A 23,932-nucleotide genomic window follows, 5' to 3' on the forward strand; every position below is an offset into this window, starting at 1 on the left:
TTTTTCTCATTTGATTTCAAATTTTGTGTGAACTAGTTAATTTTATATATCTTGAATGAAATAATATACCTAACGAACGGTAGGTAGGAATATGAATACTAAGGAAAAGATTTTTGATGTGGCATTGGATCTATTTTCAAAAAAAGGATATGACTCAGTTTCACTTAGGGAAATTGCAGAAGAAGTAGGAATTAAAAAAAGCTCAATATATAGCCATTATTCTTCTAAAGAAGCAATATTAATGGACATATTCGAATATTTCACAGACCTTTTCGAACAGGATGAATTGCTTAACAGCAAAGATTATACTTTATCTGCAGACAATGAACTATTGCTTGAAAACCCCGAAATGTTCTATCATAGAGGGTCTGAAGCTATAAAGAGAATGGTATCGGAGGAAAGAAACCTTAAAATCTGGAAGCTGATTTTCATACAGATGCATTATAATGAGTCTATAAGATTATTTTTCCAAAATGAGATGCTTGTCAAGCCATTGATATTCTGGAAGGGTTTTTTCACTATTTTAAAAGAAAACGGAATCATACGTGCAGACTGCAATCCTGAATTGCTGGCAAAGGAATATTACAGTTTTCCAATATATCTCCTTTTGGAACTTTCAGCCAAATATGATGATATTCCCGAAAGCTCATTGGATGACTTCTTTAGGCAAGCAGAAGACCATGCTGAATTCCTGCTCGATTGTGTGAAGGTGAAATAGATGGAAGATAATTTTGATATTCAGGAATACCTTGCCGAAGGTGTTGAAATCATTTTAAAAGATGCTTTTCGCGCTTCATTAAAGAATCCTAAAGAAAGCTTGTTTCTGGTTAAATTTTCAAAGCATGCAAAAAAGGCTACCAAAATCAGGCAAAAGTATAGTGAAAATGGTCAGAATATTCCTGTTTTCTTAATAGCAAGCATTACAAGCAGCTGCAACCTTCATTGTACTGGATGTTACTCACGGGCCAATAATTCATGCAGCGATGATGCTCCTTCAAATCAGCTTAATGATGATGAATGGGGGGATATATTCAATCAGGCAAGGGACATGGGAATAAGCTTTATAGTTCTTGCAGGCGGAGAGCCCCTTATGAGGAATGATGTTATAGTTAAGGCCAGTAATTTCCACGAAATTTTATTCCCAATATTCACAAACGGAACAATGATAAATGAGGATTATCTGAAGCTATTTGATGAGAACAGAAATCTTGTCCCGGTTTTATCTATTGAAGGAGATGAAAAAATCACAGATTCCAGAAGGGGAACAGGCGTCTATAGCCAATTGGTTAATTCGATGGATTTGATGAGAAACAACAATATAATCTTTGGTACTTCTCTTACTTTTACAAAAGGAAACCTGCCTTCACTTCTTTCAGATGATTTCATTGACAGATTGCATGATTTCGGATGCAAAGTCGTATTTTTCATTGAGTATGTTCCGGTCAATGAGCAGACAATAGACCTTGCGCCTAGTGACGATGAAAGGGAATTGCTGTTAAATGAACTTGACCGTTTACGAAACAAATACCGTGACATGCTGTTCCTGTCATTTCCTGGAGATGAAAAGACTTCCGGAGGCTGCTTGGCTGCCGGAAGAGGCTTTTTCCATATAAACTCTCATGGCGGTGCCGAACCATGTCCTGCTTCACCATATTCAGATATAAATGTACGGGATACATCGCTCATTGAAGCATTGAATTCCAATTTATTCATGTCACTTAGAGATGGTGGAATTCTTATGGACGACCATGAAGGAGGTTGCGTTTTATTTGAAAATAAGGAAAAAGTTGAAAAGTTATTGGACAATAATTGAAACTTTAATTTGATATTTCCAACAATAGGGTTTATAAACTAGTAAATAAAATATTTAGTTTAGTGATAAAATGAAAGATATTGATGTTTTAATTGAAGCTTTGCCATATATCAAAAAGTTTCACGGTAAAAAAATTTTAATTAAATATGGCGGACATGCAATGATTGACGATGAAGCGATGTCTTCCACAGCTCGCGATACTGTTTTACTTAAATATGTTGGGATGAAACCATTAATTGTGCATGGTGGAGGTCCGGAAATTTCCAGATCAATGGATAAGTTAGGTAAGGAACCTAAATTCATTAAAGGTTTAAGGGTTACCGATGAAGAAACCATGGAAATTATCGAAATGGTTTTAGTTGGTAAAATTTCAACAGAAATAGTATCTGAACTCATTAATCATGATGGTCATGCAATTAGTTTATCAGGTAAAGATTCAAGTTTAATATTCGCTCACAAAAAGGGAGCAAGTAAAATTGATGAAGAGTTTGTAGATTTAGGTCTCGTTGGTGAAGTTGACTGTGTAAACACTGATTTACTTGACCTCTTTTTAGATAATGATTACATTCCAGTTATATCTCCAATAGGTATTGCAAAAGATGGAACAAGCCTTAACTTGAATGCGGACACTGCAGCAGGTGAAGTGGCAAGTGCAGTTGGTGCTGAAAAATTAATCATATTGACTGATGTTCCAGGTGTTTTAAGAGATCCTGACGATCCATCTTCTTTAATTCAAAAAATCAGAGTGGATGAAGTACCAGATTTGATAGAAGAAGGCATCATTTCTGGCGGAATGATTCCAAAAATCGAAACTTGCGTTAAAGCTATTGAAAATGGTGTTAAATCCTGCCATATTATTGATGGACGTAAAAAACATTCCTTGCTTTTGGAAATCTTTACCACTGAAGGTATTGGAACTATGATTTATAAATAATCATAGTCATTTTTTTCTTTTTTTTAATATTGATTATAAACTTTTTTTTAAACCTTAAACATTTCCCGGAGTTCTCTTCTAAGCAATTTCCAGCCATTCACTCTTGGAAGTTCATCAAGGGCAAATATTTTTTTAGGAACTTTATATCGTGATAAGTTTTCACGGGCATAAGCGATTAATCCTTCATCGTCTGCATCGTTTTCCCAAACAACAGCCGCAACGGGGATTTCTCCTCTGTGACAATCATCAATACTGAAAATGGCTATTTCCTTAAGGGCAGGATATTTGATTAAGACTTCTTCAACTTCTGTTGGATAGATTTTCCATCCGCTCATTACAATCATGTCTTTTTTACGGTCTGTGATGAATAAACGATTATCATCATCAAGATATCCGACATCTCCTGTTAAAAACCATCCGTCGTCTAAAAAGGCTTCTTTGGTTTTTTCATCATTTCCCCAATATCCCTTAGCTATTGCAGGGCCTCTAAGAGCAATTTCCCCTTGTTTGAATTTTGGCATGATAATTGACGGGTCATATTCATCCACAATTTTGACTTCTGAAAAGCAAACCGGATGGCCCACACTTTCAAACCTGTCAGCTTCCCAGTAGTCTTCAGGTCTGATGACAGTTCCGGTTCCGATTACGATTGTTTCGGATAATCCATATGCGTTGATGATTGGTATTTGGTAGGTTTGATGGAAATCCTTCCAAATCTTTTTATGCAATGGCCCACCGCCTGAAATAATTTCGCGGACAGTTTTCAAGTGTTTTCTAGCATCCATTGTTGTCAGTGAATGAATTACAGGAGGCATTCCACTTAAAACGGTAACTTTTTCCTTTTCACACAGTTCCAAATATTTGTCCATATCGAACTGTTCCATCATAATATAAAAAGCAGCAGCTCTTAGGGCGGAAATTCCCCAGGAAAGGCCAACATGCGCCATAGGGTATATTCCTAAGAATACATCGTCCTGTTTTAGTGTTAAAACATCACATTCATTATGTATTGCTGTAAAGTAATTTCCATGGGTAAGCATTGCTCCTTTAGGTTTACCTGTAGTTCCTGAAGTATATTGCAATTGGCATAAGTCATCCCAATCGGTATTTTCCGCTTCCAATACTTCACAATTTTTAAATTCAGAGACATTTTTTGGGATGAACATTTCAATGTCAACAATGTCTTTTGCTTCTTCATCTGTAATCATCAGTTTAGCGCCTGAATCATCTACAATGTATTCAAGTTCGCTAGCGGTAAATACTCTGTTTGTTGGAATGGCTATTGCGCCTATTCTCCATATGGCAAAAAGTGAAAATAAGTATTCTTCTGAATTTTTTAAATAAATCAATACTCTGTCACCCTTTTTGATTCCTAAATCCTTTAGTTTTCTTCCAATTTCAGAAACTATCGATAAGATTTCACCGGAGTTGTATTTGTCGTTGGTTGTTGGATTGTATAAAACATCTTTGTCTAATCGTTTTGAATTTGCATCTAAAAAAGTAGTAATATTTAACATTAAATTAACTCCTTAACAATTGCTTTTGTAACATCCATTGTGCATGAATTCCCTCCCAAATCAGGAGTCATGATTTTGCAGTCGGCAATTACTTTTTCTACAGCTCTTTTAATATCATTTGAGATTTCCCATTCTCCAAGATAATCAAGCATCATTGAAGCAGAAAGTATCATAGAACAGGGGTTGGCTATATGTTTTCCTGCAATGTCTGGTGCTGATCCGTGCACTGGTTCAAACAGGCCGTTGTGATCTCCAATGTTTCCTGATGGTGCAAGACCAAGTCCTCCTACAAGTCCTGCACTTTCATCAGACAGTATGTCTCCGAAAAGATTGCTTGAAACGATTACGTCAAAATCTTGGGGTTTTGTGAGTAGATACATCGCCATTGCATCTACATAATAATCTTCAGTTTTGATTTGAGGATATTCCTGTGCAACTTTGTAAAAGCTTTCTTTAAATACCCCATCGGTCTTTTTCAATACATTGCTTTTGTGAACGCAGGTTACTTTGCTTTCCCCTCTTTTAATGCATAAATTGAATGCGGCTTTGGAAATCCTTTCAGACGCTTTTCGGGTGATGACTCTTTCGGCAATCATCTTATTTTCATCACCGTATTCTATCTGAGAATATAATCCTTCGGTGTTTTCCCTTACGATTACAAAGTCAATGTCGTCATGGATTGAATTTACACCTTTGTATGATTTGATAGGTCTTATATTTGCATAAACATTAAGCTCTTTTCTCAGGTTAATAATTGGGCTAGGCTGGCCTGGTGTTGAAGTTGATGCTCCAAAAAGCACGGCATCACTATCATTTGCTATTTTTATTGTTTCTTCAGGTAATGTTGTTCCGTTTTTGTTAAAACAGTCAAATCCTGCCTCACCATACTTAAAGCTAAATTTCAAATCTAGCTTATCAAGCAAATATTCGCAAGCAGACATCACTTCGTTTCCTATTCCATCTCCACTTATTATCGCAATATTATACATTATTTTCACTTAGCAATTTTTTTATATTATTATACTATTGATTTAATGATATTTAATGTTAGTTTATTTTTCCTAAATTTGTTCGTATACTATCGAAATACTTTTATATAACCAAAGTTATAATTATATATTAATTACATAAATAAAATCAGATTTCCTTATTGAATTTGTGAGGGATTAAAATGGAAAGAAGTATCGATGAATTGATTGAATTATTAAACGACAAAGATGACTTCGTTGTTGAAGATGTTATGGGAGAATTGGAATTAAGAAAGGATGAATCTTTAGATCCTTTAATTGACGCATTGTCTCATAGGAAAAAAGGTGTCAGATTACATGCAGCTACCTTACTTGGTGCAATAGGTGATCCAAAAGCAATCCCTGCTTTAATTGATACTTTAAAAGACAATAACAAATTAGTTAGAAGAGAAGCATCTACCGCTTTATCCCGTATGGGAGAACCAGCCGTTGACCCGTTAATTGAAACTTTAGGAGATGAAGATTGGAGAGTAAGGGGTGCAGCTGCTTGGGCTCTAGGAAACTTAGGTGATGAAAAAGCTATTCCTGAACTTGAAAAATTGCTTGATGATGAAAGCGGTTTTGTAAAATCAGGCGCACAAAGTGCAATAGCTTCCATTAAGAAATAAATCTTATTTCTTATTTCTTTTTTTTTAATATATTTTTAAATTATAAAAATCAATATAATATTTATGGGATTAAAAAAATTCAATAGATATATAATCTATTTTCTTTCTTTATTTATCATTTCATTAGGGGCTGCATTATCCATCAAAGCCAATTTGGGAACTTCCCCTTTAATTTGTCTTCCCTATGTCTGTAGTCTAATTTCAAAATTGAGTGTTGGGGAAGTAATATTCGTATTCAACCTTATTTATGTTTTCATTCAGGTCATTCTTCTTCGCGGCGATTTTGAAAAAAGGCAATATCTGCAACTTGTTATAGGGACAGTTTTTTCCGCATTCATTGATTTTTCGTTGATGTTAGTCGGTTTTTTAAATCCCGTGGGTTATCTCAATCAGATGTTGTTATTGTTAATCAGCTGTGTTGTGGTTGCTTTTGGAGTATTGCTTGAAATCCAAACGGAAATCGTTTATCTTCCTGCCGATGGTATTATTGTAGCTATTTCAAAAGTATTAAAAAAGGAGTTTTCAAATGTAAAACCATTTGTTGACACTTCAATGGTTGTTTTGGCAGCTGTTTTATCTGTTGTATTTTTAGGTTATCTTGCTGGAGTTCGTGAAGGTACAATAATATCCGCAATTATCATCGGGCCGATTGTAAAGATTCTTAAAAAATATTTGGATTCATACATTTTGAAATTAATAGAATAAATCTAATTTTCCGCAGATTTTTTTCTGCTAAGCAAAACTGCAGATACTAAAACGATAATTGTAATTGCTGTGTATAGTATAATTTCAAAGCTGTTTGCATTCGAAAATAATTCGACAACACCAAAAATCCAGAGTGTAAATAAAACGACAGGAGCAATGAATTTAATAATTAGCTTCCAAAGCCTGCCTACCTTAATTGTTGAATGCTCGTTTAAGACAGGTATCACATTATCAAGACCATAAATCCATCCGAAGATTATTGCCTGTATCGGTATCAGCAGTATGACTCCGAAGTGGTTTACAAACAGGTCGATAATTCTAACCAAATAGCCGCTTATTCCAATTGTTAGGATTAATGAGAACACACATCCGATTATGCATAGTACTGTGGTGGTTTTTCTACGGGACCAGCCGAATTTATCGAATGTTGAACTTACCATTGGTTCAAATAGACCAAGTGCTGATGTAATTCCTGCAAATAGGATTGCCAGGAACAGTAATGGTGCTAAAATATGTCCCATCGGGCCCATGATATTGAAAATCATTGGAAATACGATAAACATCAATCCAGTACCTTCCGTAATTAGTTCTACAAGTGGTGTTCCGCCGGTATATGTCATATATCCTAAGATTGAAAATACTCCAAATGCAGTGCATATTTCAAAAATAGAGTTTGATGCTATTACCAATAATACATTATCAGTTAATCTGGAATTTTCAGGCAGGTAACTTGCATATGTAAGCGCCAGGGTTTCTCCCACACTCAATGAGAAAATGATTTGTCCAAATGCCGCCAACCATATATTCACATCTAAAAGCATATCCCATTTAGGGTTTAGCAACGCATCAATACCGATATGAGCTCCAGGCAATGTTAATGCATAAACAATTATAATTGCCATTATTATGAACAATAAAGGAATAAGGATTTTTGATGCCATTCCAATTCCTTTGTCTATGTCTTTATTTGTTATGAACCACATCATAAACCAGGTAATCAGAACGCCAACGGTAGCTGGAAGTAAAAAAGTAGCGGCATCACTTAAATTGGTGGTTCCTCCAATGGTATTGACGAAATAAGCTGCAGTATCAGTTCCCCAACTGAATGTGAAACTGCTTATGAGGTATACCAAATCCCAGCTTAATATTACCATATAATAAATTGTCACGATGAACGTCAAGATAACTAAAACCCAAGCGATTATCTCAAATTTTGGATTAATCGATTTCATTATCTCCGTAAAAGATTTTTTAAAGGAAAATCCTAGACCATATTCCAGAATCAGAAATGGAATTCCCAATAAGCCTATTGCTACAAGATATGGGATGAAAAATGTTCCACCTCCATTGGTGTATACAACATAACTGAAACGCCAGATGTTACCTAATCCGACTGCAACACCAATCATAGCAAATAAAAATGAAATTCTTGAATCCCATTGTGATCTCTGTGACATAACAATAACTTTGTAAATAAAATTATTTAAATTGTTTTTTTGAATGCATAATATGAATTACATTTTGATTTTTTTTACAGAGTTCTTAAACGGAATAGTTAATTAAAAGCAATAAAATTAAATTCTAATGATTATTTTTTAAAAACAATTGTTTCATTAATCATTTCAATCAATAGTTTATTGATAGGATTTTTAAATGATAAGGGGTGTTCCTTCGGATAGTTTATGTTGAATGGCATTACCTTAAAGCTTGACATGCATAAATCTGTTGTTCTAAGTCCAAAATAAGCCTTGTATTCATTATCAATAATATTGACCAGTAATCCGATATCCTCTGTCCGGTCATGGCCTGAAATTCCCTCTTCAGCATATATTTTAAATTTCTTGATGCTGTCAGCGGTAATTAGGACATACTCCAATAGGCATTCATATTCGTCCTCATCAAGGTCATATTCGTCATATTCAATTATCTCATCACAGTCTTCATCTCTGATTTTTAAATGAGGTGTACAGTAAGCCAATGAGATGTAGATTCCATCAAAGTCCAGTGATTTTGAAATTATGTCATAATATAAATTATCAAGAGGGATTGATTTATAGCGGTCTCCTAAAATTTCAGGAACGGTATGGGTAAGTCCGCCTTCTTCAATTGCAGTGCAATAAAAATGTTTTTCACCTAAATAGCCGGCAGTTGCTGCTTTTTCAATAGTATTTTTAATGTCAATGTTGTCTGCATGTTCTAGATTTAGAGCAATCTTAAGAGTTTCTTCATCGCTAATCATTTTAATCATCTAAATGTGTAAATATCTCATCGATATCGTTTGCTATTTTGAAAAGTTCTTCTTGTTTATAGAGAAATCCTTTTTCATCCATTTCATCAATCATTTCAAACATCTTATTGTAAAATCCGTCTATATTGAAAACGATGATTTCTTTATCGTGCTTTTTAAGTTTTTTTAGGGTGACTATTTCAAAAAATTCATCCAAAGTCCCAATTCCTCCTGGAAGCACTATGAATGCATCGGATTTTCCTAAAAATCCGTTTTTTCTTTTATCCATGGAGTCAACATATATAAATTCACTGCACTCTTCACAGAGAGGTTCAAAATTTCCGATCCACTCTGGAGCTATTCCGATAGAATTGCCGTTGCTGTCATGCACTCCATGTGCGCAGGCGCCCATCACTCCGGTATCTCCGCCTCCAAAAACAAGGGTGTGGCCTTTTTGAGCCATCATGCAACCTAATTCATAGGCGGCATCTGTGTAGATTTCATCGATTTTCCTGCTTCCAGACCCATAAATACAAATATTCATCATTCAGCTCCTAAATATCCGGTGTTTGCTCAGCCAGGCATAAATGGCAAATCGCATTAACATTATCTTTTTGGTTATCTTTAACAGGACATAAAAATGTGCCATTTCTCTCTTCCACTTTCAAATGTCCTGGAAATTCACTTCCAACTGGATGAATTGGCTCTTCTAAAATAAAAGTAGTATACAATGCTGTAATCACATAAATCAATGGGAATTTATCATCATCGTTATTGGATAATCTTTCTTTTTCAAAGGTTCTCTCAAGCATGGGGAATGATTCGTCATAAGCGTTTTTATCAATCACTCCATCCTCATAGCTGTCGTTTTCCAATACTTCTTTCATGCGCATGATGAAATATTTTATATAAATTTCGAGGTATTTTTCACGATAATTTTCGTGAACATATTCTCCATCTTTCCTCATATATGCTGTAGCCATCATTAAATCGTATACTGAAATTATACGAGCATATTTTTTTAGTATCTCCATCAATTCCTTTCGAGTAATCTTTTCTTGTGGAGATAGTTCTTTAAGTTCATCTAATATGTCTTCAGCTTTCATGTATTTTTTAATATAGTCTTCATTGTTAATAAAAACTATTAATTACTTGGCATTACTAATAGTTAATTGGTTGATTGTTATGGCTGAAAAGTTTATCGAGATTTCAAAAGAAGATATTGAAAATGTGGAAAATGCATTAAAAACAAATTCCGATTATAAATTAAAAAACCCAAAATTCAATGTTAATACATTTAAAAAATCTCAAGATATTATTCTAATCCAATATGTTGCAAATGTGGAAAACGAATTGGTTTTCCAGACAAAGGAGGAAAACGGCAAATATTACATTTCAGAAACTTTTGACTTATTTATGGACAATATCATAAATGGTAATGTTTCAAGGGATGTTTTCCAGTCCGTTTATAAATATTTCCATGATGTCATTGAAAATAAGGACTATGATTTTGAGGATGAAAAAGAGGAATTGATTAATTTCCTTGTTTTGACTGAAGAATATGATGAAGAACAGTTGAAGATAGACTTGGATCCATCAAAAATCCGTCAGGATTATCAGAATGACTATGACAGAGTTTATTCTGATGAATCTTTAAACAGAGTTCAAAAAAGCTTGGCTTTAAAGGAATTGCTCCATATGTCAATTTGCCAGGTCGTAAATGATATTGACTTATTTTTCACAAGGCCTTATGATTTGACTCCCGAAGAAAATGCCGAAAAGAACAGGCAAGAGGAAAAAGCACTGGAAAAAGAACTCCAATTATCATAAGTATTAAGTAATATTAATGTTAAAATTAATATTATAAATTGGATTTAATTGATTATATGATTGCCATTACTAAAAATGAAGAAGTTGTTCTGGATCAGATTAAGATATTTGATGTTGAATACCCTGATGGAATTCCAATCGGTGTTTTAAGAAAGGAACTGGGGTTTCATGAATATGATGTAGTGCATATTCTCGAAGAACTTCAAGAAAAGGAATTGGTTGTTTTCAAAGACAATAAAGTAAGTTTATCCAACATAGAAAAGGAAATCAATACAGTAAATTCTAAAAAGGATGTTGAAAAACTAGAATTGAACATGAAAGAAAAGGAATCATATGAATTAATTCAGGAACTGGTTGATGACAAGAACTTGGTCTCCAAATATACATTGGAAGGTCATTTGCTTTACGGAGACTTAAAACTTACTAATTTTAGAATGTACCATATCATATTGTCTCTTCAAAATAAAGGCCTTTTAAAATCCATTGAAAGGGACGACGGCGAATATTACCTCCTCGTTGGATAATATTTTTTACATTTTTTTTAATATTGCAGTATTATTATTTTACTATTTCATCATAATATTTATATAATTTAAAAATTATACCTATTAACATTAATTAAGCTTTTGATGTGTTTTATTATGATGAGAATAAGTATGTCGTTACCTAAAAAATTATTATCTGATTTTGATGAAGTGTTAAAAGAAAGGGGATATCAATCCCGTTCAAAAGGAATTCGTGATGCTCTTCAAGATTATATTGTAAGATATCAATGGATGAATTCCATGGAGGGGCAAAGGATTGGTATTATAACTATTATCTATGACCACCATTATACTGGTGTTATGGAAAGCCTTGCAGAAATCCAACACAGTTTCAGAAATGAAATTAATACAAGCATGCATATTCACATGACTGATAAATATTGTATGGAAATCGTTGTTGTCAATGGGGATATTGCCGAAATTCGTGATTTGACTGAAAAAATCATGAGATTAAAAGGTGTTGAACACGTAAAACTCACCAGTACTGCAAATGGAGAAGATTTTAAAGAACCGGGTCATTCCCATGACCATGGCAACCACTATCATTAAATTCTTCTTTTATTTTTTTTATTATGAAATTCAAAACAACACCATACCATCTTGATTTGCTTAAAGATGAAGATAGACTATCCGCTTTTTTTGAAGCTATCAGTGAATATGACGGGAACACTGATTTGGCCTATGATTTGGGTTGTGGCAGCGGTGTTTTGTCTTATTTTTTAAAGGATAAGTTTGATGAAATAATTTCCATTGAAATAAATAAAAAGACATATGACTGCGCAAAGGATAACCTGGCCGTTTTTGACAATATCGAAGTCGTCAACAGTGATGTTCTGGAATATGAATTCACCAAAAAAGCCGATTTGATTGTTTGCGAAATGTTGGACACTGCACTGATTGATGAAGAAGAAGTTCCTATTTTAAATCATGTTCGAAAATTCTTAAAGAAGAATGGTAAAATCATACCTCAAGGCATCATTAACACCGCAGAACTTGTAAACCTCGAAAGGCACAATATCCACTGGGATGAAGGTGTGAATTATGAAGTTTTTTCAAAACCGCTGGTTTTTTGTGAATTAGATTTTTTAGATGAAATCAATCCCGAAGTCGAAGTGGACATGTCTTTGAAGGCCACTAAAGAAGGTTTAATCAACGGGTTGAAAATCACCTCTTTTACTAAACTCAATGACAACTTAATAGTAGGCCCATTGCCTATGCTAAACCCTCCCTTATTAATCCCATTAGATGAAAAGGAAATAAAAGTAAATGATTTAATAAATGTTAACCTAAAATATATTATGGGAAATGGGATTGAAAGTATTCAAACCCAATATTATTAAGGTGGTAGATTGTCTTTTGAAGTCCAATTAAAAGATTTTTTAAATGATTTTGAAAAATTAATTGTTTTAGGCGTAGGAAATGAGCTCAAAAGCGATGATGGCGTTGGACCATTTATAATTAAAAAATTAATTGATGAAAACATTAAAAACGACAATCTGCTGTTCATTAATGCTGAAACGGTCCCTGAAAATTTCACAGGCAAAATCAGAAAGGAAAATCCGACCCATGTAATCATTGTTGATGCATGCCTGATGGGGTTAATGCCGGGTGAAATAAAGATCGTAAATAAAGATGATTTTGTAAACATTGGTATTTCAACTCATTCAATGTCTTTATCATATTTTGTTAAATATCTGGAAAAGGGCACTGATTTCAAAGTGATTTTCATTGGAATCGAACCGGAGACAATGGATTGGGGAGAAAAACCAACACGCAAGGTTGAAAAAACAGCTTATGAATTTATAGAAATTTTAAAGGAAATTATACTATGAAAATTTTATTTATTGGGTCAAGATTATACGATGATATTGATTGGTATGTTAAAAGTAAAAACATAGAAAGTGTTTTAACAGAATCTAATGAGGAAGCCATTAATTTGGATTTGCCAGACCAAGTTTTTATTGTTCCTCGTGGAATGGACGGTCCAAAACAGGTGGCGTTAATGCAGAATGTTGATGCTATTGTCCCATTGATTGGAATCGACCCTCCATTGATTGATGTTGCTCACATGAAGGAAGAAGTTGAAAAAGAATACGATATTCCTGTTGTGGCTGCGGGAGTGCGTGCAGTCGAATTGACTTCTAACAAAATAAGAACAAAAGAGTTTTATCAAGAAATTGGTGTTGTCACTCCTGATTATCAAATATTGAACAGCCCTGATGAGCTGTCCTTGGATTTCCCTGTTGTTTTAAAGCAAGGTGAGGGTCAAGGAGGAAAAGACATCAAAATAGCTGAAGATATGGATGACGTGAAGGATTATTTTGAAGAATTTAATCAGGCATTATGCGAAGAATTCATTGAAGGATCTGAAATTTCCATAGAAGTTCTTGGATTCAATGGCGAATATGTCGCCCTGCCTCCAATTTATAAGGGTGAAACTACTTTGGAAGGAACACATCCTTTGAATAAGGTGAAAACAGGTCCTTGTATCGTTGAAGGATTGGACAATAATCTGGTTCAGCATACTGCATATAAGGTTGCGAAAAATTTGGATTCAGACGGTATTTTTGAAATGGATTTCATGTATTCTGCAAAGAATGACCAGTTATATGCTATTGAGGTTAACACCCGCCCTAACGGCACCCGATATCTGACTACTGCTACTTGCGGCATCAATTCATTATGTGAACTGGTTAATATGGCAATCGGAGAATTCAGCTTACCTAGCATTGCCGATAGATTGGAATATCATTATTCTACTGAAATTCCAATTGGCAATTATGAAGGTCCAGCTCCAAAACAACCGGTCAAGTCATTTGAGGCCAATGATTTTGTGGTCCATGGTCCTGAAGGTTATCAAAGGATTACTGCAAGGGCAAACTCTAAAAATGAACTTGAAAATTTAATTGAAAAATTAGTATAATCTGTGTTATAACTTATAATTAGAATTATATAGTATTACAAATAGATACTTTATTAGTATAAAATATTTATTTAGTGTGGTAAAATGAATAATACAGATTTGTTAATTCTTTTTTCAATAACATTATGTGCTACTATATTTTTTACATGGTATGTTAAGAGAATATTGATTAAAGCAAGGATTGCTGATAATCCAATTGTTAGTGAACATAGACATAAAAGCGGCACTCCTACAATGGGGGGAATTGCATTTCTTTTTACAATTTCCTTATTGATTGCATTGTATTATCAAAATACTCCTATCCTAATGGTATTATACATAATGCTTGCAGGAGGAATTGTAGGTTTAGTCGATGATTTAATTGGTTTGAAAGTTAAGGAAGTCCAAAAGATTGTTGTTAATGTTTCTGATGAAGTAATTGTGCTTGGAAGATTGGATGTCCAACCTGGTGAAGAGGTACGTGTTGCTACACCAAAAGCAAAAGCCGAAGTCGATGATTTGCTCAAGGCAGGCAAAGTTGAAGTGATTGGTGAAGTGCCAATTAAAACAGAACCAGAAGAGCTTGAAAAGATTATTTGTCAAATTATTTTAGGATTATTCTTTGCATTGACAGGTGTTGTCACTTCAATTGGAGGTTTCCAATTAGGCATTTTTGCAATACCTGTTGTGATAATAGCTATTTTAGGTTGTATTAATTCAGTCAATCTTATTGATGGTATGGACGGTCTTGCAGCAGGAATTGTAGGATTGGCATCTGTTGCATGCTGTGTTTATGGTTATTTATTTGGCCCAATGACTATTATTCCACCATTTTTAATCCTTGCAGGAATCTGTTTTGGATTTTTAGTATTTAATTCCTATCCCGCTTCAATATTTATGGGGGATACAGGATCATTTGTATTAGGTACAGGTTTTGCAGCAGCGGTTTTGGTATGTGACATTCCATACTTCGGTGTTCTTGCATTGGGTGTACCTATTGTTTCAGTCATCGTCAGTTTACTTCACAGAGCACATATTATCAAATTGCCAGTTGAACCTTTACACCACACTTTAAATCATTACGGCATGTCTGAAACAAAAATAGTATTTAGCTATTGGGGCATTACTATATTATTATGCGTTATAGGTATTATTGCAAAAATGTACATATTTTAATTTCTTTTAGGTGATACAATGGATATTTATGATTTGGTTGATGCTATCAATGGAGAACTTATTGGTAATGTAGATTTCTTTTCCATTGATGGATTTACAGGTAAATTTACTTTTTTAAATGATTCCCACACGGGAGATATTGTTATAAGACATTGGATTAATGCTGATGGAGTGGAAATTGCTTTCAATAAAAATATTGCATGCCTAATTACCCAAACACCAAAGGATGGTGCAATTGAGATGGCTAAAAAGCTGAGTTTTCCATTAATCATTACAGATAATATAGAGCTTGCTAATGCATATGCATTATCACATACAATAAAGAAGTTCTCTCCAGATTCCACCAATGTTGTAGTTACAGGAACTAACGGAAAATCAACAACTTCACATTTAATTTATCATATTTTAAATAATGCTGGTCATCGTGTTCTTACCAATACGGACAGCGAGTCAGAATTCAATACCTTAATTGATCCTATGGTGTCCAAGCTGATTTCTGATGAAGTTACCGAAAATGGGGATTTGGATTATCTTGTTATTGAGGTGTCTGAAGTTCAAGGATGGCTTGGAAATTTAATGGAAAATCATGCCGCATTAATGAGCGAAGCCGTAAATCCAAAAGTGGGTGTTATAACAAACATAGCTATGGATCATATCGGTCTTGTAAACTCTATTGATGAAGTGTTCGATGAAATAAAAGCCGTTCCGGATGCTATTGGTGATGGAATTTGCGTTTTAAATCATGATGATGAACTTGTAATGAAGTTAAGTGCAAAAAACCCGTTTTACATTTCAATGAATGAATTAAGCGAGGATAATGCCGTTTACTTTAATGAAGACAAGGTTATTTATGGAAATGAAATCATTTTAACAATCGATGATTTGCCGTTTAAAGGAAATCATTTTATTCAAAATATACTTTCCGCTGTAGCGGCTTGCATATCATTGGGAATAGATATGGATGACATTGTTGAAGGAGTCAAATCATATAAACCTTTGAATAGACGTTTCGCCAAGTTAAATGACGAACCTCTGATTTTCGATGATTTTGCCCATAATCCTGATGGAATCAAATCAACAATTTCCGAAACAATCAAATTACTAAAGCCAAATCAGAAATTGCATTTGGTATGTGCCATCAGAGGTTCAAGGGGAGTGGAAATCAATAAGCTAAACGTTGAAGCGATTGTTGAGTCAATGAATGATAATATCGAGTTAAGCTTATCCTCAAGTAATGATGTGGTCAATGATTTGAATTATGTTGAAGATGAAGAAAGGAAAGTGTTTTTCGATGTTTTGAATGAAAACAATATTGAATATACTCATTATGACAATCTGAAAGACTGTTTAAGTGAGGTCTATAAAAAATCACAAAATGGAGACATTATCCTGTTAATTGGTGCTCAAGGAATGGACCCTGCAGAGTCACTTTTAAAAGACATAATATAAATTTAAATATAATATTAATTTAATATAATAAATGTATAATTTATTCTTTTTTTGAGAATATTGATACAAGAGGATTAAAACATGTTTATAAAGATTAGAAGAGACACATTAATAATTTTATTATTAGCGTTTATTTTGATTCTTTGTGGCCGTTTAATTACCTATGTTGCATTTGCAGCAACTGATGATGTAAATGATGGTATTCCTATTTCAGGAATTATTGTTAAAGGTAATGATATTGTCCCTGTTGAAACAATCAGAGCAAATGTTATGCAAGCAGGTTTTAGGGATGGTAGTGTAATTTATGGAGATATTTTAAAAACTTCTAAACGAGAAGTTTCGCTGATGGATGCAATTCAGACGGCTCAAGAATTTGCAACACGGTCAACGGTGCCAGGTACATCTGTTGAACCGATTACCGCAGCCGATGTTCAAGTAGATAAGAACACAGGTGTGGTTACTGTAACCGTTATTGAAGACTTTTCTTCAGTCGAATTGGAGAATAATACACGGGGAAGTGGAAGTTATGAAGATTAATTTTAAAATTCCACTGATCTTTTTTGTAATCTTATTATTGACAATGAGCAGCGTGGCAGCTACTTGTAACATTGTTGTTATTACAGACCCATCTGGAAATGACCCAAATGGTGCTGCTGCCGGAAGTATGTCCTTTGCAGACAATATGTTCCAGTCAACTTTCTTGCTTTCAAGGAATAATCATTTCACCGTTCTTTCAGGGGGTACCGGTAGTTCAGATACCCGGCTGGATTCTATTGTTGATGCTGTTGCCAGCCTTGAAAACAATCAATCCGCAGCATCTGCCGCTTCATTGGCTGCTAATTATAAAGGTGCTCGTATTATGGTCGGAGGACCTACCATCGGTGCAGCAGTAGGTGGATCATTTAATGCTTATGTAATCACTGTTGATGATGCAAGTAATGAGATTAAGGTTACTCCATACAACAGCGGTGTCGCTACTTTAGAGCCTGGACAAAAAGGAGCTATTATTCACTTGAGGAATACTAACGGAAATCCTTTGTATGGTACTGCAGACTCTGTGAGAAAAGAAACCGCAATGAATATTGGAAAAATGATTAGGGATGGTTATCCTGCAACCACTATTGTTTCAGAAGCTATGGGCGAAGTAGCTAAAGACGCCGGTGAAAAATATGGTGGGGGTGGTGTAAACCTCGTATCCGGCATATCTACCACAGATATGTTTACTCCTAAGGAAATGAATTCATCAGGTTATCCGATGGATGAAGAATATTCTAAAAACTGTGAGGAGTGCGGATGGGCGTTAGGTTATCCTGCCGCAGAGGTTTACGATAAATGTCCTGTTTGCGGCGGAGATATCAAAACAGTCTATGCATATGAGGCTTTAGGCAATGCTTTGACTGTCAGTTCAAATGCAGTTAGTGTTTCAGTCTATGGAAGTGACAGGCCAGGTCTGGAAGCTACTACAAAAGAAATTGTTGAAGCATCTGTTGCAAAGAACGGATATGATGCATCTGCAATTGCAGGTTCAATTAATAGAGGTATTAATAATGGGCTTTTAATGGGTGTCGATCACGTCGAACCTAAGGATATTAATGTAAAACAAGGTTCTAAAGCTGTTGGTGTTTATTACAATGCACTTCCTGGTGATAGGTCTTCTCCTTCATGGGATTTACCTATTAATGGAAATATCTTAACTATCTTAGGAAGTATACAGACAGTTGTAGGTATTATTTTACTTTTATTAGTAGTATTTAGAAGCAGATTATTAAAATCCTTCCAAGAAAGGTGATTTTCCACCTTTTATCTTTTTTTAGGAGGTTATTATGGCATTAATATTAGTTAGGGGTGAAAACAATTCTAAATTGCTCAATGCAATTTCCGATATGGAAAAACACGCTAATTTAAATTTGGTTTCAAAACCTCGTGAGATTGACCCTGATTTTGCTGATTCACTGGTTGAAGGCATCTTAAATTCAAAACTTAGAACAAAATCCGCTGTTGCCACAGCGTTTTTTGTAAAAGAAGATACTACATTAAGCATTATGCAGATTAAAAAGATTCATCCTCCGGCACATGTTGTTGTTGTCAGTGATGAATATGAAGGATATTCAAAATTAGAAGAGTTATTAGACTCTGCTCCTATGTTTCAAGGATATAATTCAATTAAAGCAAAAAATGAGGGCATGATTGACTATAAAATCAATGTTAAGGTTAGGAACGTTAAAAATGATAAGTTGAATAGCTATCGTAAATAGCTATTTCCTTTTAATTTTCATTACATTTCCTAATGTGCGTTCACCAGATGAATTGCTGATAAACTGATTCAAATCAATGTTATCTGTTTTTTCTAGAAGTTTTATGTTCAAAGCTTTTTCTAATTTTTTTGTAAGTTTTGTATCTGGTGTCATTTTTCCGGTTTCAATTCTTGTAATGACTGAAACCCTTTCGTTGATCTTTCTGCCCAAATCTTCACGAGACCAATTTTTGGATTCCCTTGCCTTTCTGACTTCATGTTCGAAATCCTCAATCAGCTCTTCTGTTGGTTCATCATTTCTTGAATAATTTCTGTTTCTTGTTGTTGAAGGTCTTTTTGATTTGGATTGCTGTCTGAATTTTGGTTTAGGAGGTGCTTTTTGGATTGTTCCAAGTTTAGAGCACTCTTTACAAACAACCATGACAGATCCTTCGATTTTAGCTCTTATTGGATTATTTTCGGGTACTGGTTTACCACAAATTTCACATTCCATTTTTATCAGTTTCCCCAATTATTTCTATTTAATTATATGTCGATTCACTTATTAATATTTGTTAGTAAGATTTAAAATGAATACCTTTAAATACTTTAAAGTTACAAATTGTTATTAAACTAACATAGTTTTATAAATTTATGCTAACTGGAGATGATTCACATGGATGATTTTAATGATTTGGAAAATTCTTCTAAAGAACAATTAATCGAAAAAGTAGAATCATTACAAGATGAGATTGATATATTGAGAGAAGAAAAATCCAAAGCTAAAAGTAACTTAATGTGGAAAGTTAGGAAATTAGAAAAGGATAAAGTCTTAATTGAAAATGAAAAAATCAGACTTGAAAGAGAAACCAAATCTTTACGTTCTGAAGTAGACAGATTTAGGTCTCCACCTTTAGTGTTAGCTACTATTACTGAAGTTTTAGATGATAATAGAATGACTGTTAAAAGTAGTACAGGACCTAGTTTTCTTGTTAATTACTCAAAATTCTTAGATGAAAAATTATTAGTGCCTGGTTCAAGGGTTGCATTAAATCAACAGACCTTCGGTATTGTTGAAGTGTTGCCGTCAGAAAAAGATGCGAATGTTTCAGGAATGGAAATTGAAACAAAACCAGACATTACATATGACCAAATCGGTGGTTTGGAAGAGCAAATCCTAGAAGTTAAGGAAACTGTCGAATTGCCTTTGACTGAACCTGAACTGTTTGAAAAAGTAGGTATTGAACCGCCTAAGGGAATATTGTTATATGGTCCGCCGGGAACAGGTAAGACTTTGCTTGCAAAGGCTGTAGCAAATGAAACCAATGCCACATTCATAAAGATTGTAGCATCCGAATTTGTCAAGAAATACATAGGTGAAGGGGCAAGGCTTGTTCGTGAAGTGTTTGAGCTCGCCAAGGAAAAAGCTCCATCCATCATATTCATTGACGAACTTGATGCAGTCGCCGCAAAAAGACTTAAAAGTTCCACCAGTGGGGACAGGGAAGTTCAAAGGACTTTAATGCAATTACTCGCAGAGTTAGACGGATTCGAATCAAGAGGAGATATTGGAATTATTGGTGCAACCAATAGACCTGATATCTTGGATCCTGCATTATTGCGTCCGGGACGTTTTGACAGATTCATTGAAGTTCCGCTCCCGAATGTTGACGGCAGACGTGAAATCCTCAAAATCCACACCAAAAACATGTCATTGGATGATGAGGCGGACATTGATTTGCTTGCTGATTTGACTGATGAACTGTCCGGTGCAGACTTGAAGGCGGTATGTACAGAAGCAGGTATGTTTGCAATTCGTGAAAAACGTGATAAGATTACAGTGGCAGACTTTATGGATGCTATTGAAAAAGTCATGAGCAAAACCAAAGAAGACGAATTGTTCAAGACAGAAGCGGGCGTAATGTTCGGTTAATGTTAATATAAAAATAAGCCAATGATGAACCCTATGAGCTCTGATACGTGATGAATGATGGGCGAGCTGAGGCTTATTTATTAATCTTTTTTTGTAAAACTTTATTTAAAAGTAAAATCTAATACTATAATTATGTTATTTAATAAAAATGATACTCACGTTAATGATAGAATTCTTTATCAAACTAAGCCGAACATGCTTTTCGGTTGCAAAAAAGCAGTTTACGGTTTGGTTTTATTAGGTGTTGTTTTGATAATCTCACCTATGGCTATTCAATTCATTGGTGAAATGCAAGTTTATTTAATATCACAAATTAAGCTTCCGCTAACAAGATATATAGCTATTGCATTTTTTGTTATCATTCTTATTATAGTAATATATATTATTTGGCAACTTGTTGGATGGTATTCTATGGAATATACATTAACAGAATCCAGAATTATTGTTAAATCAGGGGTATTGTCCACTAAAAAGATTTATATGCCTTATGCCACTATTCAAGATGTAAACACTTCTCAAAATATAATTGAAAAGTTGTTTAATATAGGATCAGTTTCAATATTCAGCGCCTATGATAATAATCTGTTAGAGTTGAAAAGCATTTCCAATCCTTCAGAAGCTGAAGAAATCATATTTTCAAGGATTATGGGTCCTAGAAACTTCCAACCGCAATCCAGAAGTATTCCTCAGCGTGATTTTCGAGATTATTCTCTGGAATACCCTCAAAATGAGGAGTATTACGATGAATTTGAGCCAATCACTCCAATCAATAGAGAAAAGGATCTTCAAAGAAGGGAATATGAATACTATCCTGAAAATCTGAATTTCCAGGAGCCTTCCCAGAATCCGAAATATGAGTATGAGCCATATGACGATTTTGAAAATAACGTAAATTATATTATGGAAGATTTGGAACCTCAAAATGACTATCCTCAAGACAATTATTATGATAGGCAAGAAGAATATTCATATGGTCAGGATTATCATGATTTAGAAGACTATTCTGATAATCATATTAATAACCATCAGGATGATCAAGGGGAACCAAACGACTCAAGCGAAACAGCTATCAGAAGGCATTTTGATAAATTTAGGAAATAAGGTATAATGAGCTTTGATTTTGATGTTTCTATTATTGGAGGAGGGCCTATAGGCTCCACAATAGCATATTATCTTTCAAAAAGGGGTTTGTCCGTTTGCATAATAGAAAAGAAAAAGGAAATAGGATACCCTTTGCAATGTGCAGGAATATTGAGCAAAAAGATTTTCGATTTAAATGAATTGCCTGATGAAGTGATAATCAATAAGGTAAAAGGCGCTTTTATCCACAGTCAGAATCATATATTAAACGTTGAAAAGGATGCCGATGAAGCGTATGTCATTGATAGGATAGGATATGACAAATTCCTGTTCAATAGGGCCGTTCAAAACGGAGCATCACTAATTAATCAGAAGGCTGTTGATTTTGACATTGAAAATGCCATTGTTCATCTTTCGGATAATCAAAAAATCAAATCCAAAGTGATTGTAGGCTGCGATGGGCATAATTCCATATTGTCCAAACAGATGGGCAATGCAGTGGATAGCTTCAATGCAACACAGTTTCTCGTTGAAATAAGTGATGAAAGTATAATGTCCTTTAGAAATTCGGATAAATTGATTTCGAATTATGTGGATACATGCATTCTGGAAGAAATATTGCCCGGATTTTTATGGGTGATTCCCACAAATGAGGATTCATATAGAATAGGTTTGTTCTCAAAGGATTCACATAAGAGTCAGGAGTTGATTCTGCAGGATTATCTGAATGAGCATTTTGAATTTGAAATTAAGGAAAAATTCAAAGGTTTCATACCAATATTCAATGACAAAAATAGGCTGGTGAAAGATAAGGCAATTTTGATTGGAGATGCGGCAAGCCAAGTGAAACCCACCTCCGGCGGAGGGTTGCTGATTGGATTTGATGCCTGTAAAATGGCATGCGAATGTATTTTGGAAGCTATTGAAAAGGATTTTCCTGAAATTTTAAAGGAATATGAAAGGAATTTCTTCAAGAAATATTCCAAGGAGTTCAATTATCAGATTAAAGTTCAAAAATCATTTAACTTGTTTACAAAAGAGGATTTTGATTATTTGTTCATAAAACTTAAGGATAATGATTGTGAAAGGATAATATCCGAGTTTGGGGATATGGATGAACAGTCAATTCTTGTAAAAGAATTTATAAAAAGAGGTTTAATATTTAAGATTGTCCCAACATTTCTTTTTAAGAAAGTCGGAAAAATATTCGGATTTTAGGTGGTATGATGGAATTATTATGTATACAATCTCAAGAACATCCTCAGTTACCTATAGCTGAGTTGAAGGCAGTTATGGAATGCGAAAACATTGAAGCAGACATTGAAATAATAACTGAAGGATTGCTTATTTTAAAAAATATTTCCAAAGAGGATATTTGCCATTATTATGAAACTTTAACAAAAAGGTTGGGCTATACTCATGAGGTCCATGAACTCATAAAAAAATCCAATGTTGAGGACTTGGAAAGGGATGTTTCAGCCATTGAATGGTGTGATTATATAGATGAGACTTTTGCGGTTCGCGTAAAGAGATTCCATTCCGAAATAGATACTGTAGGGACAGAAAGAAAGATGGGTTCATTAATTCTTGCTAATTGTGATAATATTAAGGTTAATTTAACAAAACCGAAATCATTAGTCCGTGTTGTCGCATTTGAAAATGATATTTATGTGGCTATTGAAAGAATCAAGTTAAACAAAAAGCATTTTGAAGACAGCAAACCTCATAAAAGACCATTCTTCTATCCAGGGTCAATGAATCCGAAATTAGCAAGATGCATGGTTAACTTATCAAGAGTGAAGGAAGGCGAATTATTATTGGATCCATTCTGTGGAACCGGTGGTATTCTAATTGAAGCGGGATTGATTGGCTGTAAGGTTGTCGGTTCCGATATCTATTGGAAAATGAAAAATGGAACTTCCATCAATTTGGATTATTATGGAATCACAGAC

Annotated in this window: 27 protein-coding genes (1 of these 27 only partly in view); 20 read left to right on the forward strand and 7 right to left on the reverse strand. The window is 34.3% G+C overall.

From position 1 onward, the window contains the following. Positions 1-91 precede the first annotated feature (91 nt). From TL18_RS03100 to argB, 3 genes are all read left to right on the forward strand, one after another. Complete coding sequence (locus TL18_RS03100) at positions 92-718, forward strand: TetR/AcrR family transcriptional regulator (protein ID WP_067041185.1); 627 nt, start codon at positions 92-94, stop codon at positions 716-718. Next, positions 719-1,813: a radical SAM protein gene (locus tag TL18_RS03105; protein WP_067041188.1), complete on the forward strand. Its 1,095-nt coding sequence runs from the start codon at positions 719-721 to the stop codon at positions 1,811-1,813. A gap of 70 nt (positions 1,814-1,883) precedes the next feature. Next, positions 1,884-2,747: an acetylglutamate kinase gene (gene argB / locus TL18_RS03110; protein ID WP_067041191.1), complete on the forward strand. Its 864-nt coding sequence runs from the start codon at positions 1,884-1,886 to the stop codon at positions 2,745-2,747. A 47-nt stretch (positions 2,748-2,794) separates the two neighbouring features. Here argB and TL18_RS03115 read toward each other — a convergent pair whose 3' ends face one another. After that, positions 2,795-4,264 (reverse strand): class I adenylate-forming enzyme family protein, encoded by a 1,470-nt coding sequence (locus TL18_RS03115; protein ID WP_067041194.1) that lies wholly within the window; start codon positions 4,262-4,264, stop codon positions 2,795-2,797. Beyond that, the gene (gene aksF, locus TL18_RS03120) at positions 4,264-5,253 is read right to left on the reverse strand and encodes a homoisocitrate dehydrogenase (RefSeq protein WP_067041197.1); all 990 of its coding nucleotides are present in this window, start codon (positions 5,251-5,253) and stop codon (positions 4,264-4,266) included. The genes TL18_RS03115 and aksF overlap by 1 nt, the downstream gene beginning before the upstream one ends. Positions 5,254-5,435: 182 nt before the next feature. Between aksF and TL18_RS03125 the strand changes: the two genes are divergently transcribed. Both TL18_RS03125 and TL18_RS03130 read left to right on the forward strand, forming a co-directional pair. After that, on the forward strand, positions 5,436-5,900 hold the full coding sequence (locus tag TL18_RS03125; RefSeq protein ID WP_067041201.1) for a HEAT repeat domain-containing protein: 465 nt from the start codon (positions 5,436-5,438) through the stop codon (positions 5,898-5,900). A gap of 63 nt (positions 5,901-5,963) precedes the next feature. Continuing rightward, a complete protein-coding gene (locus TL18_RS03130; protein WP_067041204.1) occupies positions 5,964-6,605 on the forward strand; it encodes a YitT family protein in 642 nt (213 codons plus the stop codon). 2 nt (positions 6,606-6,607) lie between these two features. Here TL18_RS03130 and TL18_RS03135 read toward each other — a convergent pair whose 3' ends face one another. From TL18_RS03135 to TL18_RS03150, 4 genes are all read right to left on the reverse strand, one after another. Next, positions 6,608-8,062, reverse strand: coding sequence for a sodium-dependent transporter (locus TL18_RS03135; RefSeq protein WP_067041207.1), 1,455 nt, complete (start codon positions 8,060-8,062; stop codon positions 6,608-6,610). Between the two features lie 131 nt (positions 8,063-8,193). Then, positions 8,194-8,844 carry a hypothetical protein gene (locus TL18_RS03140; protein ID WP_156064535.1) on the reverse strand — a complete coding sequence of 217 codons (651 nt, stop codon included), beginning with the start codon at positions 8,842-8,844 and terminating at the stop codon, positions 8,194-8,196. Between the two features lies 1 nt (position 8,845). Next, entirely contained in the window at positions 8,846-9,376 is a 531-nt protein-coding gene (locus TL18_RS03145; RefSeq protein ID WP_067041209.1) for a TIGR00730 family Rossman fold protein, read from the reverse strand. 10 nt (positions 9,377-9,386) lie between these two features. Continuing rightward, positions 9,387-9,938: a DUF2115 domain-containing protein gene (locus tag TL18_RS03150; RefSeq protein WP_067041211.1), complete on the reverse strand. Its 552-nt coding sequence runs from the start codon at positions 9,936-9,938 to the stop codon at positions 9,387-9,389. Between the two features lie 79 nt (positions 9,939-10,017). Between TL18_RS03150 and TL18_RS03155 the strand changes: the two genes are divergently transcribed. The 11 genes from TL18_RS03155 to TL18_RS03205 all read left to right on the forward strand — a co-directional run bounded on the left by TL18_RS03155 (position 10,018) and on the right by TL18_RS03205 (position 18,989). Then, positions 10,018-10,662, forward strand: a complete 645-nt coding sequence (locus tag TL18_RS03155; protein ID WP_067041212.1) for a hypothetical protein — start codon at positions 10,018-10,020, stop codon at positions 10,660-10,662. A 38-nt stretch (positions 10,663-10,700) separates the two neighbouring features. Beyond that, positions 10,701-11,186, forward strand: coding sequence for a hypothetical protein (locus TL18_RS03160; RefSeq protein WP_231483653.1), 486 nt, complete (start codon positions 10,701-10,703; stop codon positions 11,184-11,186). A 117-nt stretch (positions 11,187-11,303) separates the two neighbouring features. Then, positions 11,304-11,756 (forward strand): nickel-responsive transcriptional regulator NikR, encoded by a 453-nt coding sequence (nikR, locus tag TL18_RS03165; protein ID WP_082706346.1) that lies wholly within the window; start codon positions 11,304-11,306, stop codon positions 11,754-11,756. Between the two features lie 23 nt (positions 11,757-11,779). Then, complete coding sequence (locus TL18_RS03170; RefSeq protein ID WP_067041218.1) at positions 11,780-12,547, forward strand: methyltransferase domain-containing protein; 768 nt, start codon at positions 11,780-11,782, stop codon at positions 12,545-12,547. A gap of 9 nt (positions 12,548-12,556) precedes the next feature. Further along, on the forward strand, positions 12,557-13,039 hold the full coding sequence (hycI, locus tag TL18_RS03175) for a hydrogenase maturation peptidase HycI (RefSeq protein WP_231483655.1): 483 nt from the start codon (positions 12,557-12,559) through the stop codon (positions 13,037-13,039). After that, complete coding sequence (locus tag TL18_RS03180) at positions 13,036-14,130, forward strand: acetyl-CoA carboxylase biotin carboxylase subunit family protein (protein WP_067041221.1); 1,095 nt, start codon at positions 13,036-13,038, stop codon at positions 14,128-14,130. The genes hycI and TL18_RS03180 overlap by 4 nt, the downstream gene beginning before the upstream one ends. An 84-nt stretch (positions 14,131-14,214) precedes the next feature. After that, entirely contained in the window at positions 14,215-15,285 is a 1,071-nt protein-coding gene (locus TL18_RS03185) for a glycosyltransferase family 4 protein (RefSeq protein ID WP_067041224.1), read from the forward strand. Between the two features lie 18 nt (positions 15,286-15,303). Then, positions 15,304-16,734, forward strand: a complete 1,431-nt coding sequence (locus tag TL18_RS03190; RefSeq protein ID WP_067041226.1) for a Mur ligase family protein — start codon at positions 15,304-15,306, stop codon at positions 16,732-16,734. 81 nt (positions 16,735-16,815) lie between these two features. Next, complete coding sequence (locus tag TL18_RS03195; RefSeq protein ID WP_067041229.1) at positions 16,816-17,271, forward strand: hypothetical protein; 456 nt, start codon at positions 16,816-16,818, stop codon at positions 17,269-17,271. Further along, the gene (locus tag TL18_RS03200; protein ID WP_067041233.1) at positions 17,261-18,523 is read left to right on the forward strand and encodes a hypothetical protein; all 1,263 of its coding nucleotides are present in this window, start codon (positions 17,261-17,263) and stop codon (positions 18,521-18,523) included. Before TL18_RS03195 ends, TL18_RS03200 begins: the two co-directional genes overlap by 11 nt. Positions 18,524-18,557: 34 nt before the next feature. After that, a complete protein-coding gene (locus tag TL18_RS03205; protein ID WP_067041236.1) occupies positions 18,558-18,989 on the forward strand; it encodes a DUF356 domain-containing protein in 432 nt (143 codons plus the stop codon). Here TL18_RS03205 and TL18_RS03210 read toward each other — a convergent pair whose 3' ends face one another. Then, on the reverse strand, positions 18,990-19,481 hold the full coding sequence (locus tag TL18_RS03210) for a multiprotein bridging factor aMBF1 (protein ID WP_067041239.1): 492 nt from the start codon (positions 19,479-19,481) through the stop codon (positions 18,990-18,992). It abuts the gene before it with no gap. 153 nt (positions 19,482-19,634) lie between these two features. Here TL18_RS03210 and TL18_RS03215 point away from each other — a divergent pair, with 153 nt between their 5' ends. The 4 genes from TL18_RS03215 to TL18_RS03230 form a co-directional block, all read left to right on the forward strand. Next, entirely contained in the window at positions 19,635-20,900 is a 1,266-nt protein-coding gene (locus TL18_RS03215) for a proteasome-activating nucleotidase (RefSeq protein ID WP_082706348.1), read from the forward strand. A gap of 132 nt (positions 20,901-21,032) precedes the next feature. Continuing rightward, positions 21,033-22,001, forward strand: coding sequence for a PH domain-containing protein (locus TL18_RS03220; protein WP_067041242.1), 969 nt, complete (start codon positions 21,033-21,035; stop codon positions 21,999-22,001). A 6-nt stretch (positions 22,002-22,007) separates the two neighbouring features. After that, positions 22,008-23,198 (forward strand): NAD(P)/FAD-dependent oxidoreductase, encoded by a 1,191-nt coding sequence (locus TL18_RS03225; RefSeq protein ID WP_067041245.1) that lies wholly within the window; start codon positions 22,008-22,010, stop codon positions 23,196-23,198. Positions 23,199-23,206: 8 nt separating this feature from the next. Then, on the forward strand, positions 23,207-23,932 hold the 5' portion of the coding sequence (locus TL18_RS03230) for a TIGR01177 family methyltransferase (RefSeq protein WP_067041248.1). The gene runs 312 nt beyond the window's last position; only the first 726 of its 1,038 coding nucleotides appear in the window; it begins with the start codon at positions 23,207-23,209; the stop codon falls past the right edge of the window.

The organism is Methanobrevibacter sp. YE315, assembly GCF_001548675.1.
GTDB lineage: Archaea > Methanobacteriota > Methanobacteria > Methanobacteriales > Methanobacteriaceae > Methanocatella.